The organism is Halocatena salina, from assembly GCF_023115355.1.
GTDB classification, from domain to species: Archaea; Halobacteriota; Halobacteria; order Halobacteriales; family Haloarculaceae; genus Halocatena; species Halocatena salina.
Window position 1 is genome coordinate 978,965 of sequence record NZ_CP096019.1, and the last position, 15,758, is coordinate 994,722.

Below are 15,758 nucleotides of genomic sequence, written 5' to 3' on the forward strand. Positions count from 1 at the left end.
TCAGTCGTCGGCCGGACCCGCGTGTTCGGAATCGAATATCGGGAGTTCTTGCCGGATCGCGTTTCGTTTGATCAGTGCGAATCCGACCATGACGACCCCGAAACCGGCGATCGTCGTGAGGGTGATGTGTTCCCCGAGGGCGAGAAAGCCGGTAACAGCGGCTACGGGCGGAGCAGTGTACGAGACGAGATTTATCTCGATCGGGCCGAGGCGGTCGAGCAGCGAGAAATAGATGAGAAACCCGATTGCGCTCGCAAACACCGACAGATAGCCCAGAGCGAGGATCGCCTCGGTCGTGATGGTGATCGCCTGCAGAGATTCACCGAGTCCGACGCTGGCCGCATGCATGAGCACAGCCCCGCCGAGCATCGACCACGCTTCGAGCGATTCGATCGGGAGGGTGGCATCGGATCGACGAGTGAGCACGCTGCCCAACGCAAACGAAAGGGCAGCAATGAAGATCAAGAACGTCGCTACTACGTCCGAAGCGAACAGGTTCGAGGGATTCGGTCGTGCCAGAACGATCACACCGAGGAATCCGAGTATCAAGCCACTCAGTCCGAGCGTTCCGAGGCGTTCGCTGGGGAGCATGAGACGAGCGAACGCGGTCGTCAACACCGGTGAGAGCGACACGACGATCGCTGCAGTGGCGCTCGTCACTCCCGGATCGGTTTCCCCGATGAACAACAGCGCATGGTACGCTCCGATCAGAAACACCGCGCCGATGGCGACGAGGTGCCACTCGCTTCGAGTACGAGGGACGGGATCGTCGAGTACGTACCACGCGTATCCGAGCATCAGTACGCCGGCGATGTCGTATCGTAACGCAGCGAACAGCACCGGCGGAAAATACTCCACTCCAACCTTGATTGCCATGAATGCTGATCCCCACAGAACCGCGAGCACCAAAAACAAAATGAGATTTCGGTAGCGCACATGTAGGCTCCACACGGGTCGACGGTCTACGTTCCGATCCCGGCAAACGTCAGCCCGGCTACAAGCCGATCACCGAACCATCGCGTCGACCGTCAGCCACCCCGAAATACTCATCATCCCTGACGGCGATCGCCTGCACGTTGCCCAACGACGTCGATGTCTCCTCGACATCGTGGCCGAGCCGACCGAGCTGGCGGCGACTCGCGGCAGGGACGCCCTCTTCCCAAACCACTGCCGGATCCACGTCAGCGTAAATGCGTGGCTCCACGACGGCATCCGGGAGACTCATCCCGAACTCGGCGACGTTGAGGATGACCTGTAAAATCGTCGTGATGATAGTTTTGCCGCCGGGCGAGCCGATCGTCATGAACGGTTTGCCGTCTTTGAAGAGGATGGTCGGGCTCGTGCTGCTGAGCGGTCGTTTGGTCGGTTCGACCTGGTTGGGTCCACCCGGCTTGGCGTCGAAGTCCGTCAGCTCGTTGTTCAGCATGAACCCGTGTTCTGGCACCATGATTCCCGTTCCGAAGAACTGTTCGATGGTGCTCGTCCACGAGACGAGGTTGCCCTCGCTGTCAGCAGTGGTGAAATGGGTGGTTTGTCCGAGATCGCTGCGTAGCGGGCTTTTGAGTCGCTTCGAGCTCTCGCTCCCATCATGCTTGCGTGTCGAAACCCGGTAGGGATCGCCGGGTTGATACGCCCACGGATCACCGGGGTCGGCGTTTGCGAGCCCGGCACTGTCGGGATCGATCAGGCTGCGCCGCTGGTCGATGTACTCCTCATCGAGCAGCCCTTGCCACGGCGCATCAACGAGCGCTTTATCGCCCATGTACTCGCCGCGATCCGCGTACGCCAAGTGGAAGGCTTCGATCAACGTGTGATACGTTTCGGCCGAACGACGATCGTACTGACGGAGATCGAACTCCTCCAACAGTCCGAGGAGTTGTGCGATCGTCAGCCCGCCTGAACTCGGAAGTGACTGCGTCCGAACGGTCAGATCGCCGTACTCTCCGACGTCCGGATGGTCGACGGTGACGTTGTATCTGGCGAGGTCGTCGATCGTCATGCTGCCACCGTGCTCCTGAACGACGTCGGCGGTCGCCGTTGCGATCTCGCCGTTGTAGAACGGACCGATTCCCTCATCCCTGATCTGTCGGAACGTGTCGGCCAACGACGGCTGTACCAGTTCATCCCCCGGTTGAAGCGGCTCGCCGTCGGGTACGAACACTGACCGGGCAGCGTCGTTGAACTTCCTCCGTTCCTCTTCGATCACGCTTGCGAGATGCTCGTTCACCGTAACGGGACACTCACCGCTAGCGAGCTCGATCGCTGGCGCGATCAACTCCGAGAGTTCCCGCGTTCCGAACCGCTTGGTGGCCACGTCACACGCCCTGAGCGTGCCGGGAACGCCGACCGCCTCTCCGAGCGTGATCCGCTTTTCGAAGGGGATCGGTTCGCCCGCATCGTCCAGAAACATCTCGGAGGTCGCGCCGAGCGGTGCCCGCTCGCGGTTATCGATCGAGTAGAGTTCGTCTTCCTCGGCCATGTAGACGAGCATGAAGCCCCCACCACCGATCCCTGAGCCGTGGGGTTGTACCACGTTCAGCGCGAACTGCGCCGCGACTGCAGCGTCGATCGCATTGCCTCCGTTCCGAAGCACGTCTGCCCCCGCCTTGGTCGCTTGGGGATGGACGGTCGAGACCATTCCCTCCGATCCCGTGTCCGTCCGAACCTGCCGCTTCGATCGATTCGCGCCCGTTTCGGACGCACGAGCGGCCGAAACCGGTATCGCGCTCGCACCGAGCGTAGCAGCCGACCCTTTCAAAAACGTCCGCCGATACGTCGTCACCGAGGCGTCGTTACCGTTTGTGTCTTCGGCCGACCGATCGCTCGGGGAGTCCGCAACGTCCTCACCGTCGTCGTGCGTCATGGCCTACCCTACGCTCACGTTTCCCTGTAAACATATCGAAAAACCAGACATCCTGCCGGTTGTCTCTCGCTGTGACACTGATCCGATGTTCGAGATGTGTCGTTTGTTGTTGGACGACACAGGAACTAATAATTGTGTCTATCGGCAGCAGATTTAAGGTGGGCGAGGAGTAGTGATAGATATGGCCGCATACGGCCGGCCGACGTTGCGAGACCTATTCGATGAATCGCCGACTCCTCATATCGCTCATCCGCCGCGAACGCATCACCGTGATTTTTACATCGCTAGCGATGGTTCGTTCAGCGACGCCGGTGGCGGGCTTGGTGTCATCATAGAAACCCGTGACGGCGAGCGTGTCGTACGCCGGTCGCTCCCTGATGACGTTCCGAACAACAACGTCGCAGAGTACCGTGCGTTACATCTCGGGTTGGACATCCTCAGCGCCCGAGCGCCCCGAGACACACGGGTGGGAGTGCTCATTGACCACGATAATTTGGCCGCGAACGTGAACCGAGCGACGATCGCTGCCAAACAGCCAGCCATTGGTCCCCCACACCCGTTCCGGGTTCCTGGTCAATCTCGCCACCACTGGCGGGGGATCCGCGCTCGGATCGCGGGTTTTCAGGAACTTCGTGCTGCTCGGATCGACAGCAGCGAGAATCCGGCCCATCCGCTTGCGAACACCCCCGAGCAGTACGCCCACGTCAATCAGGAGCCGGACCGGTGTATGCTCCCTTCACACCCTATCGAAACCGATTCGACGGGACAGTTCCCCCCACCGTCACGGGCTAACCGACCGCGTCACGCCAGCGACTGACAGCACTGTTTTCGATCTCGGAATGTGACATTCCTCACGCCAAAAAGACGTGTCGCGGCCGATCAGTGAGGATGTCCCGGCCCCACTCGACCGTCTCCCGAAACTCATCCGATCGGAAAAACGTCATCGCATCGGCTTTGGAGCGCCACTGACTGGCGATGAACATGTCGTTTTCGTCTGCCGTATTGATCATGAGATCGGTTTCTCTGTGACCGTCCATCCCTGCGAGTACGTCACCAACCGATCCGAACGTGTCAAGAAACTCCTCGCGGTGCTCGGGTTTCACGGTGTAAAACATCCCCATCGTTCCGAAGCCGTCCGTCTCCTCGTCGGATCGGGCGATGATTCCCGGGAGATCAGCGAGGTATCCACCCGCGGTTTCAGCACCGCTTTCGGTGTCCCAGAGACTCACCACGGCAGACCGTTCGTGATCGCGTGCGCGATACACGCTCGTTTCGACGTGTGTGTCATACCGATCGAACCCATCGCTGAGATCCGCGACCTCGCGTTCGAGTTCGTCGGTGGGCGCCGTCGAGTAGAGCACGATCGCATGAACGTCCTCGCCGTGAGGCTGTCCGGCGTAGATGTCGAGAGACGCAAGCTCAGACCGCAGATCCGACGATTCAGATGTCTCGTGGTGGGAACCGCTCTCGTCGTCAGCAGGAGTGGTACCAGTTGATCCGGTGAGCGTCTCGGTCACTCCGGGAAGATCCTCAAGGAAGCCGGCAGCGGTGTCGGCCGCGCGGGCGGTTGTCCACGTACTGATAACCGTCGGTTCATCGCCCTCGTGAACGAACGTCTCGATGTGACTGTCGTAATGCTCGAAGTTGCCCCTGAGATCGTCGACGGCATCGGTGAGTTCCTCGGCGGAGCTGTCAGACGACACGAGAACGACGTGGGAGTCTGTATCTTCGGGTGCGTCGAGCGACACTCCGAGACGGTCGAGGCGCGTCGACAGATCGGTGGTGGTCGAGTCGTCGTCACGGGCATCCCAGTCGACGGGGGCACCGGCCAACACGGCGTCGAGATCCGACGGATCGAAGCGCCGTCCGAAATAGAACGAGCCGAACTCCGCGTACCGCGAGGAAGACGGATCGAAGCGCATCTCATAGAGGAGATGTTTGATCTCGGTCGGATCGTCGGCGAACAGCGTCACACCCCACTCGTAATCGTCGAAGCCGATGCTACCGGTGATGATCTGTGTCACCTTGCCCGCGTACTCCCGCCCGATCTCGCCGTGGTTCGACATGAGATCCGCGCGCTCCTCGAAGGGAAGATCGTACCAGTTGTCCTGTTCCCCGCGGCGTTTGTCCATCGGATAGAAACAGACGTGTTCGGCGTCGGGGATTTCCGGCTCGATCCGCGAGCGGATGTAGCGGGCCATCCCACTGTCTTCGACGGTCTCACCCTCGAAATACTCCTGAGACATGTAGCCCGAGACCTCCGTCACCGAGACGTACGAGGACGTCTGCTCGGTGAATCGAGCGAACGGTGTTCGCTCGAACCGGCGTTCGGCGGTGTCGAGTTGAGTCGTAGTGGGTCGAAGATGGAGAATCAACAGATCGGCTTTGTGTCCTAACACGGTGAACACCGCAGAGCCACCAGTCTCGCCATCGGTGTCGGCGAGCGACTCGTGTGCCTGTAAATAGTCGACGCCGGACTCGATGGCCCGTTCACGCTCGTGTTCGGGGGCTTCACGCCACGCGTCCCAATCGACGGTGCGAAAGTCGTGTAGCGCGTACCACCCCTCATCGGTCTGTGGTGCTTCGGGCATACGAATCGGTTCGTATCCGGCGGACAAGGACCTTTGGAGTTGGTCCCGTGCCGATCGGTTCTCATACGTCACCCAAGAACGGATTTCAGTGCGTATCTCCAGCGTTCGTACGTTGAACCGTGTGTTCTCTGACAGCGCCGCAATGCTCAGTGAGGGGCTGTAGCATGGCACTGACAACGAACCGCGGATGGGTTGCTTGTTCGTTTACGCCTCGATTTCGTCCAACGGAAACTCGACGAGTCGTTCGCCGCTGTCTGCACAAGTCACGGCGAGGACGCTGTGGGATTGACAACACGATTCGACGACCTCTTCGTTGTATTCGATAGCACCGCCGTCGCCGGGACAGTCCTCCAGAAACAGCCGAAGCCCATTGAGGAGCTGGCCCTTCTGGTTGGGCGAGCGCTCTTCCCAGTGCGGATCGAACTCGGCGAGGACCGCTGTCGCACTGACGTCGGCGATCAACGCGGCGTTCGATGGCCATTGTCCGATCATTCGCTGGCCCTGTCGGAGTATCCGAGCGTCGTCGTGGGACTCGATGGTGTACTCCTCGTCTCGCTCGTCGATTCCGAACGACGTGGCAACGCGGTCGGCACTCGCATCCGTGTCCTCTACTCGTTCGATTTCTTCGGTCCATCTCGCCGAGAACTCCTCCGCCAGGCAGAGGTCGTCTTGCTCCTCACACGGCGTGAGGACACCGATTTCGAGGAAATACTCGTCGGGATCGAGATCCGTGGTAGCGGCCGGTGATTCGTCGGCCGTCGATTCCGAACGTTCTTCGGATTCTCGAGAGGATGCGTTGGAAGCCTCCTCCAGTCGTTCGTCGCCTCCGAGTCCACTCCGGACCGGAACGTCGTCGGGGTCCTTGCCGAACCACTGGAGCACCTCCGCTGGCAGATACCGTTTGGTGAGCGCGGGGGTCCCCGGGACTAGGTACCCACGCAGATAGATACACGCGAGCGATCCAGCGAACGCAAGCCCACCCCAGAGGCGCGATTTGCGCGAAACGACGAGGCTCCCAACCGCTGCGATCACGAGGTTCACGACCGTACATGGCAAACACCGATCCTCACCGGTGTATTCCGGCTGCCGGAGTTTATCTACTATTTCCTTTCCCATTATATATGGACAGCCACCTGGCGAAGCATCTATCTTTCGGTTTTGTTGTCAAATCGGTGAACGGTCAGTTGAACAGCTGTGGACCGAACACCATCAGGATCAACCCAGCACCCATGCTGAGTCCGACGAAGGTAGTGATAGTACGCGTGATAATTCGACCGTTTTTGATGGGCAGCCGCGAGACGATGGCTTCGGTGCTGGTTCGGAGAATGTGCCCGCCGTCCAATGGATAGGCTGGGACACAGTTGAAAAATCCGAGGTTGATGTTGATCCAGCCGGTCCAAAACAGCAGGTTGGCCAACAGGAACACCCCCTCACCGAGGAAGCCGAACGGACCGCTGATAGTGTAGAAGTTCGTGATCGGGTCGACGAAGCCCGCGAAATTGTAGGAGGTGAGTCCGACGGCTCCCGCCAGCGGGAGGAACAACACGCTAATCGATTGGCTGAGGAACCCACGAATGCTGAAGCCGGTGCCACCGCCGAGCATCCCAAGGAACTGCTCTGCGGGGTAGCCGAACACGCCGAAATCGTCCACGACGATCCCACCAGTTCCGCGATGGAGACTCACTCCGAGGTAGCCGTGATCCTCGGGTCCATCAGTGAGCGTCGTGTTGTACTGGCGTTCCGTGTCGTTGACGTAGGCGGTCACCGTGACTGACTCGCCGGGGGAGGTATCCGAGAGACTCCGTTGGAGATCGGTGGGGGTCACGATCCGTTCTCCATCGACCTCCGTGATGACGACACTCGCACCGTCGGGCACGTCGTCAGCGAGCGGACTGTCGTCGTTGATCCGTCCGACGGAAGCCCCAGCGATCAACTCGAAGCTCCCGTTATCCGTCGTCACTGTCGTCACCGGATTGGTTTCGATCGTCTCGTAGAACTCCGCCCGGGTGGAGACCTGACTCCCGTTGACCGTTTGGATGTGCGGCGGCGTACCATTCTCACCCGTCGTCATGTTCGCATCCACGACGCCCGGTGCCGTGTGTGTCAGAAACAGCTCGCGCTCGACCTGTGTCGTCGTTTCCGACCCATTGCTATCCTCGACGGTCACCGACACCTGTTGAGCTTCGATTTCGGTGAGCGTTTGATCGAGATCCGACTCGTTTGCGACCGATTGATTGTTGATCGCCGTGATGCGGTCCCCTCGATCGATACCTGCGTTCGCGGCCGGGGATCCATCGACGATGTCGCCAACGGGAGCCCCCGGTGCAACGGCGATCGAACCGACGACAGGACCGAACAACAACACGAATCCGAGAATCGAAAGGGCAATGTTGTTCGTCACGCCCGCAGCGAACATCCGTGTCTGTGTCCCCCGGTCGGCTTCGAGTCGGCTCTTCTCTTCGGGTTCGACGAAGGCTCCGATCGGGATGATCGCCAACAGTGCGAGCCCCATCGATTGGATATCGATATCCCCGACGCGACAGAACAAACCGTGGCCACCCTCGTGGACGACCAATCCGACGAGCAGCCCGAAGATGATCTCCGGGGCGACAGCCAGCGGTAGGAAGTCGTTGACCCCCGGGATCACCAACACGTTCTGGGGTTCGTTGATGGCAGTCGGCTGGGGATTCGACACCGCCACGATTCCGGAGTAGATCACGCTCACGAACACGCCGACGATCACGACGAGCGACATGCCGACGCCGAAGTTACCCCACGCACGCCAGAACCGTTTGGGACGAGACAGCCGATCGAGAAGCACCTTTCCGTACTGGGTGTGAATCGTCGTGATCGGCCCTTGAGCCCGTACCTGCTCGGGAAGCCATCCCCGCTGTTGAGCAACTGTTACGAGGAGCCAATAGAGCATCAGCCCACCAAGAGCCAACCAGAGCGTATCAACCATCGTTCGTCTCAAACAGTGGTACTCGTATGAGCCTTATCTTCTTTCACGTCGTGATGTTTCAGTATCGTTGGTTATCCCTGATCAGATACTTCACACACGTTATTCCGTTGGCGTCCGTTCCCGACGGAGTCGATGAACCACGAACTCTTTGCTTACCGCAGACAGGAACGGACCGAGTCGGGGACCTTGTGGCTGACCGAGAAACAGCCGATACCCCAGTTCGAAGAAGTCCCCCACTTCGATATCGTGCTCTCGGGCGATGTCGTAGATGTGCTGTTGGAGCGTCTCCCCGTCGGGATCCTCGTGATCGATGAAATCGGCGAGTGAATCGAGCGCCGCAGCTTCGTTCGCCGAAACCGAGATGTCGGGCAGGGACTCGGCGAGTCGGTAGTTGTACTCGTTGTCCGTTCGCACTGCCCACGTGCGTGCCTTCTCGACGCGTGCGAGTGCGTCATCGACGACCCATTCCGGACCACCGGCAGGAAGGTGACCGCTGCGACGGGCCATCGACGCACGAAGTGCCCTGTCGTCGGTCATCCCGAGCACGGCGGCGAACGTGTAGGGAATACGAACCCGGTCTTCACGGACCGAATCCACGACCATCGGATACGCACGTTCCGCGATCGCGTGCTCGCGGTCGGTCGCGTCGACTCGATCGAAGTAGGTCGATTCGAAACGATCGAACTCATCGACGAGCTGATCGAGCTGTTGTACGTCGAAATCACGCGCGCGCTTGGGATCTTTCGTGAAGAAATACCGAAACACCTCGGGTTCGAGCATCGAAAGCACTTCATCGACGGTAATGACGTGTCCCGAAGAAGAGGATAGCGCCGTCCCGTTGTACGTGAACCATTCGTACACCATCGGCACCGGGGGCTCGGTCTCAAGCAGTTCCTGACAGATCTCCGTCCCGCTGGGCCACGAACCACTGGCGTGGTCCTTCCCGAACGGCTCGAAGTCGACGTTGAGTATCGTCCACTGAGCCGGCCACTCGAACCGCCACGGAAGCTTGCCCTCACGGAGGGTTGCCGTTCCCTCGTGACCACACCCCTCGATGACCCGATCGCCCGCCTCGACGGCTTCACAGACGTACTCGACCGTCCCGGCCTGTAGATCGATCGCCGTCACGGTTTCGGTCAGATGTCCACACGATTCACACTGGGGGACGAACGGGACGTACGTGTCGTCGACCTTCTCCTGGTACTGCGAAAGGATTTCACGCGCGCGGTCGCGGCGTTCGAGCACCGTCCGGGTGACGTCTTCGAACGCGCCGTCGGCGTACAGTTCGGTGTTCGAAACGACGTCGATCGGCACACCCATCGTCTCCGCACTCCTGCGTAACAGCTCGGTCTGGTGGGCACCGAACGACGAACAGCAACCGAACGGATCCGGGATATCGGTCAACGGCTTGCCGAGATTCTGTCCGAGTGCACCGGCGTCCACGTCGTCGAGACCGACGATCTCCCCATCCAGCGAGGCGAGCGTCCGGGGCATCTTTCGCAATCGATCCTTGTCGTCGCTCGTGAACACCTGCTCAACCACGTAGCCGCGATCGCGGAGCGCTTGGGCCACGAAATACCCACGCAGGATCTCGTTCAAATGACCGATATGGGGAACACCGGAGGGAGAGACGCCGCCTTTGATCGTGATCGGCTCTTCGGGGTCGCGAGCTTCGATCTCGTCGGCAACCGCGTCGGCCCAAAACGCGCGGTGGTCAGTCTCGGTGTCTTCGACCGAATCTGACTGCCCGGAAGCATCGTTCCCCGTCATGGAACGATCTCCGTTCCATCGTGTTCGCTGGCTCCGATCGCACGGTACACGTCGTCAGGATCAGTACCATCCAACACGATCGTTCGGGTCCCAGAGCGCTGGATGAGCTTTGCCGCGAGGAGATCGACGGGTGCGTTGCTCCCCGCGCTCATCTCGATGTCCCCGATGATATCGACCAGATCGGTCGTTGCAAGCTCTTCGTAGTGTGTCGCATCCGGATTGTCCTCGGGATCCTCGCTGTACACACCCGAAACACTCGTGGCATAAACGAGCAGATCCGCATCGACGGTTTCTGCGAGCGCAGCCCCCACCGCGTCCGTTGTCTGTCCGGGCACCATCCCCCCCATTACAGGAATCTCCGACCGCCGGAGCGCAGCAGCAGCGGTCTCGTAACACTCTGGTGGTGTCGGAACGGCCGCCTCACCGAGAGCAGCAATGAGTAATCGGGCATTGAGTCGCGTCACCCTGATTCCGAGCTGATCGAGCGCCATTTCGTTCGCTCCCAGATCACGGCCAGTCTCGATGTACTCACGGGCAATCTTCCCCCCACCGACGACGAGACCGATCTCGTGGCCAGCTGAACGAAGTGTTTCGACGCAGTCGGCGTACGCCCTCACGCGCTCATCGTCAAGATCCGGCGCAAGAACGCTCCCACCGACAGAAATGATTACCCTCATTGTCACGCCGTAACCCTGTTACCCGTTTAAGCGTTATTAACGCGATATCGAGGATATCCCCCTTTAGCGTCGCAAAATAACTAAACCGTGCCGTCGGATACAAGTGGTATGCACACCGTCACTGTCGTCGGTCCCCACGCATCGGACCTCATCGAGCGGTTGGTCAGCGAGCTCGCGACCGACGGATCGGTCGCAACCGTTTCCTCGCTTCCGGTCGCCCCGGCACCGGGATTCGAGGATGCGATCGGATACACTGCTGTGGGAGCCGGAGTCGCCGTCGGAAGCAGTTCCGATGGATGGACCGCGTACAACGACAGCGACGACCGATCGGTGTCCGAAATACTCGACGAACTCGCGCCGAACTACGACTACTGCCTGCTCGAAGGCATCTCCGATGCGGTGTTGCCCACGATCACCATCGACGGCGCCGAACACGCCGGTGAATCGATCGCGGCAGTCAAGGATTCGAACGACTGTGCGCTCGAGCCGCTGCTCGACGCCATCGATGATACTGATCCCCACGAAACTCTTGACTCCCTCGTTGAACGCGTAAAAGGATCGCCTCGTGCCGATAGAGCAGGAGCGATCGCCACCTTCACCGGTCGCGTGCGCGTGAAAGATGATCCCGATGACGATCCGACCGAACGGCTGGAGTTCGAAGCCTACGAGGACGTCGCAGCTGATCGGCTACGAACCATCAGATCCGAACTCGAAGAGCGCGACGGCGTCTATGAAGTGTGCCTTCATCACCGAACCGGCATCATCGAACGAGGGGAAGACATCGTTTTCGTGGTCGTGCTCGCCGGACACCGAGAAGAGGCGTTTCGAACCGTCGAAGACGGCATCAACCGTCTCAAAGACGAGGTCCCGTTCTTCAAAAAGGAGGTGACGACCGACGAGGAGTTCTGGGTTCACGAACGGACACGGTGAGCCGCGCGGGCGCACCCCCCGATCGATCATCCACCAGAGAACAAGAGATATTTGCCTATTCCCAAGCAAGGAGATCGGATGCTGACTAAGGAAAGTGAGAATCCAGAACGGACGCTCCGAATTCGAAATAACGGCCTCAGATGCGGTTTTAAAACGTCTAGAGCCATCTAAGCTGGTTATGAATGGTACGTTTTATGAGCTTTCAGACGGCTTTGAGCCCACAGAGCGTGAATTAACCCTAGGGTTCCTTCCCTTATATGCTGGTGTCCACTAACAGGAGTAATGTGAAAAAAGATGAGCGCGATCCCTCAACGCAACGCTGAATCCTCCCCAGCAAACAAAGAAGAACGACTTCTCGCATATCTCCACCAGCAGACCGTGGAGGGTAACGGTGAAGTGTATTTTAAGAGCAAATTCATCGCGGACGACGTCGGTCTGTCGCCTAAGGAAATCGGCGCGTTGATGTGTAAGCTATGTGACTCGGACACGAAACTCTCGATTGAGAAGTGGTCGTACACGAGCGCAACGACGTGGAGAGTCACCACAGACGGTTAGGTCCCTGTCGATTTTCCCCTCTGGCTAGTCCACTGCCCTCCGATCGGTTTTCCCGTGTGAGCCGTGCGTTTTGGAACAGGGCGGTATCACTCACGGGGTTTATTTTTGCTGAGACCATGATGTCGGTAATGGCCGACACCGACGAACCAGTTGGTGGACCTCCTGTCGAAGCGTTCTCGTCGGTTTTCGATGTCGCCGAGATTCGGAAAGAGGACGATCGGCTGTTGTATTTCGGAGAGCCGACCGTCTCCGCTCCAGTGCTCGAACAGCACGTCTGGCCACTGTTCCGAAAGCACGGCTATGAAGTACGGCTGACGACTGTCAGCGACGACGAAACGGACCCCATCACCGGCGTCGAGATCAGCACGGAACGACGGGCACTCGTCGCCGAACAGCGATCGGTCGGTATCGACGGTGTTCCATGGAACAACCTCCTGTTTGCGCTGCTCACGATTGCAACCACGCTGTACGCAGGGCTTCAGTGGTACGGATTCGACGATGATCCAGTAGCTCTCCTCCGAACGTGGCCGTTTGCGGTCGCCGTCCTCGGCGTCCTCGGGATCCACGAACTCGGTCACTACGTGATGAGCCGGTATCACCGCGTGAACGCGAGCCTGCCGTATTTCATCCCCGTTCCGACCATCTTCGGAACGATGGGCGCAGTCATAAAGATGAAAGGACGGATCCCGAGCCGAAAGGCGCTGTTCGACATCGGCGTTGCCGGGCCACTGGCCGGACTCGTCGCCGCCATCGTCGTAACAACGGTGGGGTTACAACTCGATCCAGTCACCGTCGACGGACCGATCTACCAGATCGAGAGCCTGAACTATCCCCCACTCATTCAACTCATCGCGGCGGCCACCGGCACACAGCTTTCGTTCGCCGAAAGCGGAACGCGGGTTAATCCAGTCGTCGTCGGCGGCTGGGTCGGTATGTTCGTCACGTTTCTCAACCTGCTTCCGGTCGGTCAACTCGATGGGGGACATCTCCTGCGTGCGATGCTCGGCAAACGACAGGAGACCGTGGCGGCATTCGTCCCGGCCGTGCTGTTCGTGTTGGGATCCTATCTACTATTCGTGCGTGAGTTCGAGCTCGAATCCGTCTTCCTCTGGTTTTTCTGGGGACTCATCACGATCGGCTTTGCGTACGCTGGCCCGGCCCATCCGATCCACGACGAACCGCTCGACACACGACGAATGGCGATCGGCGTGGTCACGTTCGTGCTCGGACTGCTCTGTTTCACACCTGTTCCGTTCCAATTGGTGTAAACGATTCGACGCTAGAGAACAGCGAACGAGTGCTGTAAGATATAATTCCATATGTATTATTAATAGGTTAGTGTATTTATGCATATGTAATATATCAACACATAATCAATAAAATGATTATTGCTACAGCTATGGTAGTCACCGAGGGAATATACGGTGTATGAGTAGAAAGAACGATGGGACAGGGCCGGGGGGCGCCACCTCTGGGAGGGCAAGTTCAGAACGGGAATGACCGACGATTGACCGACGAACGTTGCTTCAGGGGATGGTTTTCGCTGGTATCGCTACTGGTGGATTGGAGCGACTCGCCGATCGGGTAACCGCCTATGATGGTGGATACGACGACGTGTACGACCGTCACGATCGCCTGACGGATGCGATCGCCAAGCGTGAGCAGACGACCCAACGGTTGTTAACCGATCTTACCGAGATCGAAGCGGCGTACACCAGTTCGTACTTCGAACACACAAAGCGGTTATGGAACCGAGATGTATCCGGCTCTCTTTATGAAAGAGATGGCCATGGAAAAAGACGGGGACGGTGACCCCTATCTAGAGGAATTCGTCTCCGTCGATGCCCACGAGACTGTCATGCGTCCGCTCGTTCAAAACCGTGATGGGTACGGTGGCATTCCACAGGGGGACGAGCGACGGTTCATCAGCCCCCAGTCAGTTCACTCGTTTCCGACAGAAGGGATGGATTCGTGGTCCGGAACGATACCCCCAGCACCAGCACCCGACAGCGACCACATGGCAGGTGAAATGATCGATCTTTACTGGATGTCGGCTCTGCGTGATCGCCCTTTCGATACCTACGACGGCGATATCACGAACGAAGACATCGCAGCGGACCTCACCGCCATCGTCGAGGCAGATCTCGAGACGATCGATTACGGACCGAACCTCTCACAGTTTCTAATCCAAGACGGGATGTTCGGTGCGTTCCCGGTCAGTCCGAAGATCAAGACGTTCCACCGAGGACAGGACTACGGTACCACTCGTGATGAGTGGTTGGGACTGATAGCAGGCCGAGGAAAGGGGGCCGAAGCGTCACCGCCGGAATCGAGACTCACGGTGGGACCGAACACGTGGAGTGTACTGATCGTCAACGTCTTAGGATCCGATCAGGCTCCCTGGTGGGCGACGTTCGCCGTCCAGCACAACCTCAAACACGGCCACGGATACGACATCGCCGTCGATGATCTCGTCGGTCCCGAAACTTGGCAGGCGCTCGTCGATCGCTTATAATCATTCGAAATCCGATCGAACCGGATTAGTGGCTGTACCCGCGGTCTGGGAGCGGTTCACCGTCGATCGTCACACCGCGTTCGGTGACGGTGCCGATCGGCGTCACCGGCACGGATGCAACCGTCTGAACCGTCCCCACGTCGTCAGTCGTGAAGACGAGTTCGAAATCCTCGCCGAAATGAACGGCGTGCTCGAACGCTTCGGAGGCGTCGGTCGTAGTGCTGTACACGCGCTCGTCGATCGGGAGCGAATCGCGGTCCACGTCGAATCCACAGCCGCTGGCGTCAGCGAGTTGGTGGAGCGACCGAGCAAGCCCGTCGCTAGAGTCCATCATCGCGCCCGCGTGAGATGCGATCGCCTGTCCGGTAGTGACGCGCGGCTCGAAGCGAAACAGCGAGTTCGCCGACTCGGGATCGTGCTCGAACAGTTCGAGGGCGGCCGCGCTGCGTCCCAGCGTACCGGTCACACAGAGTGTTTCACCCGGCGTTGCTCCCGATCGGGAAACCGGGGAGGTACCGCTGCCGATGGCGGTCGTCGCAACAGTGAACTCAGCGTGTTCGTCGAGATCCCCACCGACGTACGCCGCATCGCACAGGTCACACGCTGCTCGCGCACCGTCGATGAAATCCCGCAGTGCGTTCTCCTCGAAAGAAGGTGACCCGTACACCGCGACCGCTGCCGTGGCCTCGACGCCCATGGCGGCGATGTCGGACAGCGATGCGCCGACCGACCGCCATCCTGCCGTGTACCGCGTCGTTCCGGTCGGAAAGTCCGTGCTTTCGTGGAGCATATCCGTCGAAATCACGAGATCATCCACGACCGCCCCGTCGTCACCCGCCGCCGGAAGCCACGAATCGATGAGCGAAAGTGCAGCCCGTTCGTGCATCGTCGTCAC

Annotated in this window: 14 protein-coding genes; 6 read left to right on the plus strand and 8 right to left on the minus strand. The window is 59.4% G+C overall.

Going from position 1 to position 15,758, the window contains the following annotated elements; genetic code table 11:
• Positions 1 to 936, minus strand: coding sequence for a DMT family transporter (locus MW046_RS04980; protein WP_247994460.1), 936 nt, complete (start codon positions 934 to 936; stop codon positions 1 to 3).
• A gap of 58 nt (positions 937 to 994) precedes the next feature.
• Positions 995 to 2,863 (minus strand): gamma-glutamyltransferase, encoded by a 1,869-nt coding sequence (gene ggt / locus MW046_RS04985; protein ID WP_247994461.1) that lies wholly within the window; start codon positions 2,861 to 2,863, stop codon positions 995 to 997.
• Positions 2,864 to 3,044: 181 nt separating this feature from the next.
• On the opposite strand from ggt, the gene MW046_RS04990 reads away from it, so the two are divergent.
• Positions 3,045 to 3,680 (plus strand): ribonuclease H family protein, encoded by a 636-nt coding sequence (locus MW046_RS04990; protein ID WP_247994462.1) that lies wholly within the window; start codon positions 3,045 to 3,047, stop codon positions 3,678 to 3,680.
• A 34-nt stretch (positions 3,681 to 3,714) separates the two neighbouring features.
• On the opposite strand, the gene MW046_RS04995 is transcribed toward MW046_RS04990, so the two are convergent.
• From MW046_RS04995 to pyrH, 5 genes are all read right to left on the minus strand, one after another.
• Positions 3,715 to 5,454, minus strand: a complete 1,740-nt coding sequence (locus MW046_RS04995; protein WP_368411349.1) for a heme-binding protein — start codon at positions 5,452 to 5,454, stop codon at positions 3,715 to 3,717.
• Between the two features lie 204 nt (positions 5,455 to 5,658).
• Entirely contained in the window at positions 5,659 to 6,570 is a 912-nt protein-coding gene (locus MW046_RS05000; RefSeq protein ID WP_247994463.1) for a DUF8054 domain-containing protein, read from the minus strand.
• 64 nt (positions 6,571 to 6,634) lie between these two features.
• A complete protein-coding gene (locus MW046_RS05005) occupies positions 6,635 to 8,416 on the minus strand; it encodes a site-2 protease family protein (RefSeq protein ID WP_247994464.1) in 1,782 nt (593 codons plus the stop codon).
• A gap of 99 nt (positions 8,417 to 8,515) precedes the next feature.
• Entirely contained in the window at positions 8,516 to 10,186 is a 1,671-nt protein-coding gene (gene lysS, locus MW046_RS05010; protein ID WP_247994465.1) for a lysine--tRNA ligase, read from the minus strand.
• Positions 10,183 to 10,863: a UMP kinase gene (pyrH, locus tag MW046_RS05015; protein WP_247994466.1), complete on the minus strand. Its 681-nt coding sequence runs from the start codon at positions 10,861 to 10,863 to the stop codon at positions 10,183 to 10,185. The genes lysS and pyrH overlap by 4 nt, the downstream gene beginning before the upstream one ends.
• Before the next feature lie 108 nt (positions 10,864 to 10,971).
• Here pyrH and MW046_RS05020 point away from each other — a divergent pair, with 108 nt between their 5' ends.
• The 5 genes from MW046_RS05020 (at position 10,972) to MW046_RS05040 (ending at position 14,863) form a co-directional block, all read left to right on the plus strand.
• Positions 10,972 to 11,793, plus strand: a complete 822-nt coding sequence (locus MW046_RS05020; RefSeq protein ID WP_247994467.1) for a molybdopterin synthase — start codon at positions 10,972 to 10,974, stop codon at positions 11,791 to 11,793.
• A 294-nt stretch (positions 11,794 to 12,087) separates the two neighbouring features.
• Complete coding sequence (locus tag MW046_RS05025; RefSeq protein WP_247994468.1) at positions 12,088 to 12,348, plus strand: DUF7123 family protein; 261 nt, start codon at positions 12,088 to 12,090, stop codon at positions 12,346 to 12,348.
• A gap of 128 nt (positions 12,349 to 12,476) precedes the next feature.
• The gene (locus MW046_RS05030) at positions 12,477 to 13,616 is read left to right on the plus strand and encodes a site-2 protease family protein (RefSeq protein ID WP_247994469.1); all 1,140 of its coding nucleotides are present in this window, start codon (positions 12,477 to 12,479) and stop codon (positions 13,614 to 13,616) included.
• Between the two features lie 265 nt (positions 13,617 to 13,881).
• The gene (locus tag MW046_RS05035) at positions 13,882 to 14,160 is read left to right on the plus strand and encodes a hypothetical protein (protein WP_247994470.1); all 279 of its coding nucleotides are present in this window, start codon (positions 13,882 to 13,884) and stop codon (positions 14,158 to 14,160) included.
• Positions 14,138 to 14,863, plus strand: a complete 726-nt coding sequence (locus MW046_RS05040) for a hypothetical protein (RefSeq protein ID WP_247994471.1) — start codon at positions 14,138 to 14,140, stop codon at positions 14,861 to 14,863. Before MW046_RS05035 ends, MW046_RS05040 begins: the two co-directional genes overlap by 23 nt.
• A gap of 25 nt (positions 14,864 to 14,888) precedes the next feature.
• Here the strand turns inward: MW046_RS05040 and thiL are convergent, their stop codons facing one another.
• On the minus strand, positions 14,889 to 15,749 hold the full coding sequence (gene thiL / locus MW046_RS05045) for a thiamine-phosphate kinase (protein WP_247994809.1): 861 nt from the start codon (positions 15,747 to 15,749) through the stop codon (positions 14,889 to 14,891).
• Positions 15,750 to 15,758 lie beyond the last annotated feature (9 nt).

Bases quoted from the DNA above. Each gene is read 5' to 3' on its own strand.
- MW046_RS04995 (WP_368411349.1), bottom strand. From the start codon at position 5,454: ATGCCCGAAGCACCACAGACCGATGAGGGGTGGTACGCGCTACACGAC.
- MW046_RS05025 (WP_247994468.1), top strand. From the start codon at position 12,088: ATGAGCGCGATCCCTCAACGCAACGCTGAATCCTCCCCAGCAAACAAA.
- MW046_RS05035 (WP_247994470.1), top strand. From the start codon at position 13,882: ATGGTTTTCGCTGGTATCGCTACTGGTGGATTGGAGCGACTCGCCGAT.
- MW046_RS05000 (WP_247994463.1), bottom strand. From the start codon at position 6,570: ATGGGAAAGGAAATAGTAGATAAACTCCGGCAGCCGGAATACACCGGT.
- ggt (WP_247994461.1), bottom strand. From the start codon at position 2,863: ATGACGCACGACGACGGTGAGGACGTTGCGGACTCCCCGAGCGATCGG.
- MW046_RS05040 (WP_247994471.1), top strand. From the start codon at position 14,138: ATGGAAAAAGACGGGGACGGTGACCCCTATCTAGAGGAATTCGTCTCC.
- MW046_RS05030 (WP_247994469.1), top strand. From the start codon at position 12,477: ATGGCCGACACCGACGAACCAGTTGGTGGACCTCCTGTCGAAGCGTTC.
- pyrH (WP_247994466.1), bottom strand. From the start codon at position 10,863: ATGAGGGTAATCATTTCTGTCGGTGGGAGCGTTCTTGCGCCGGATCTT.
- MW046_RS05020 (WP_247994467.1), top strand. From the start codon at position 10,972: ATGCACACCGTCACTGTCGTCGGTCCCCACGCATCGGACCTCATCGAG.
- MW046_RS05005 (WP_247994464.1), bottom strand. From the start codon at position 8,416: ATGGTTGATACGCTCTGGTTGGCTCTTGGTGGGCTGATGCTCTATTGG.
- thiL (WP_247994809.1), bottom strand. From the start codon at position 15,749: ATGCACGAACGGGCTGCACTTTCGCTCATCGATTCGTGGCTTCCGGCG.
- MW046_RS04990 (WP_247994462.1), top strand. From the start codon at position 3,045: ATGGCCGCATACGGCCGGCCGACGTTGCGAGACCTATTCGATGAATCG.
- lysS (WP_247994465.1), bottom strand. From the start codon at position 10,186: ATGACGGGGAACGATGCTTCCGGGCAGTCAGATTCGGTCGAAGACACC.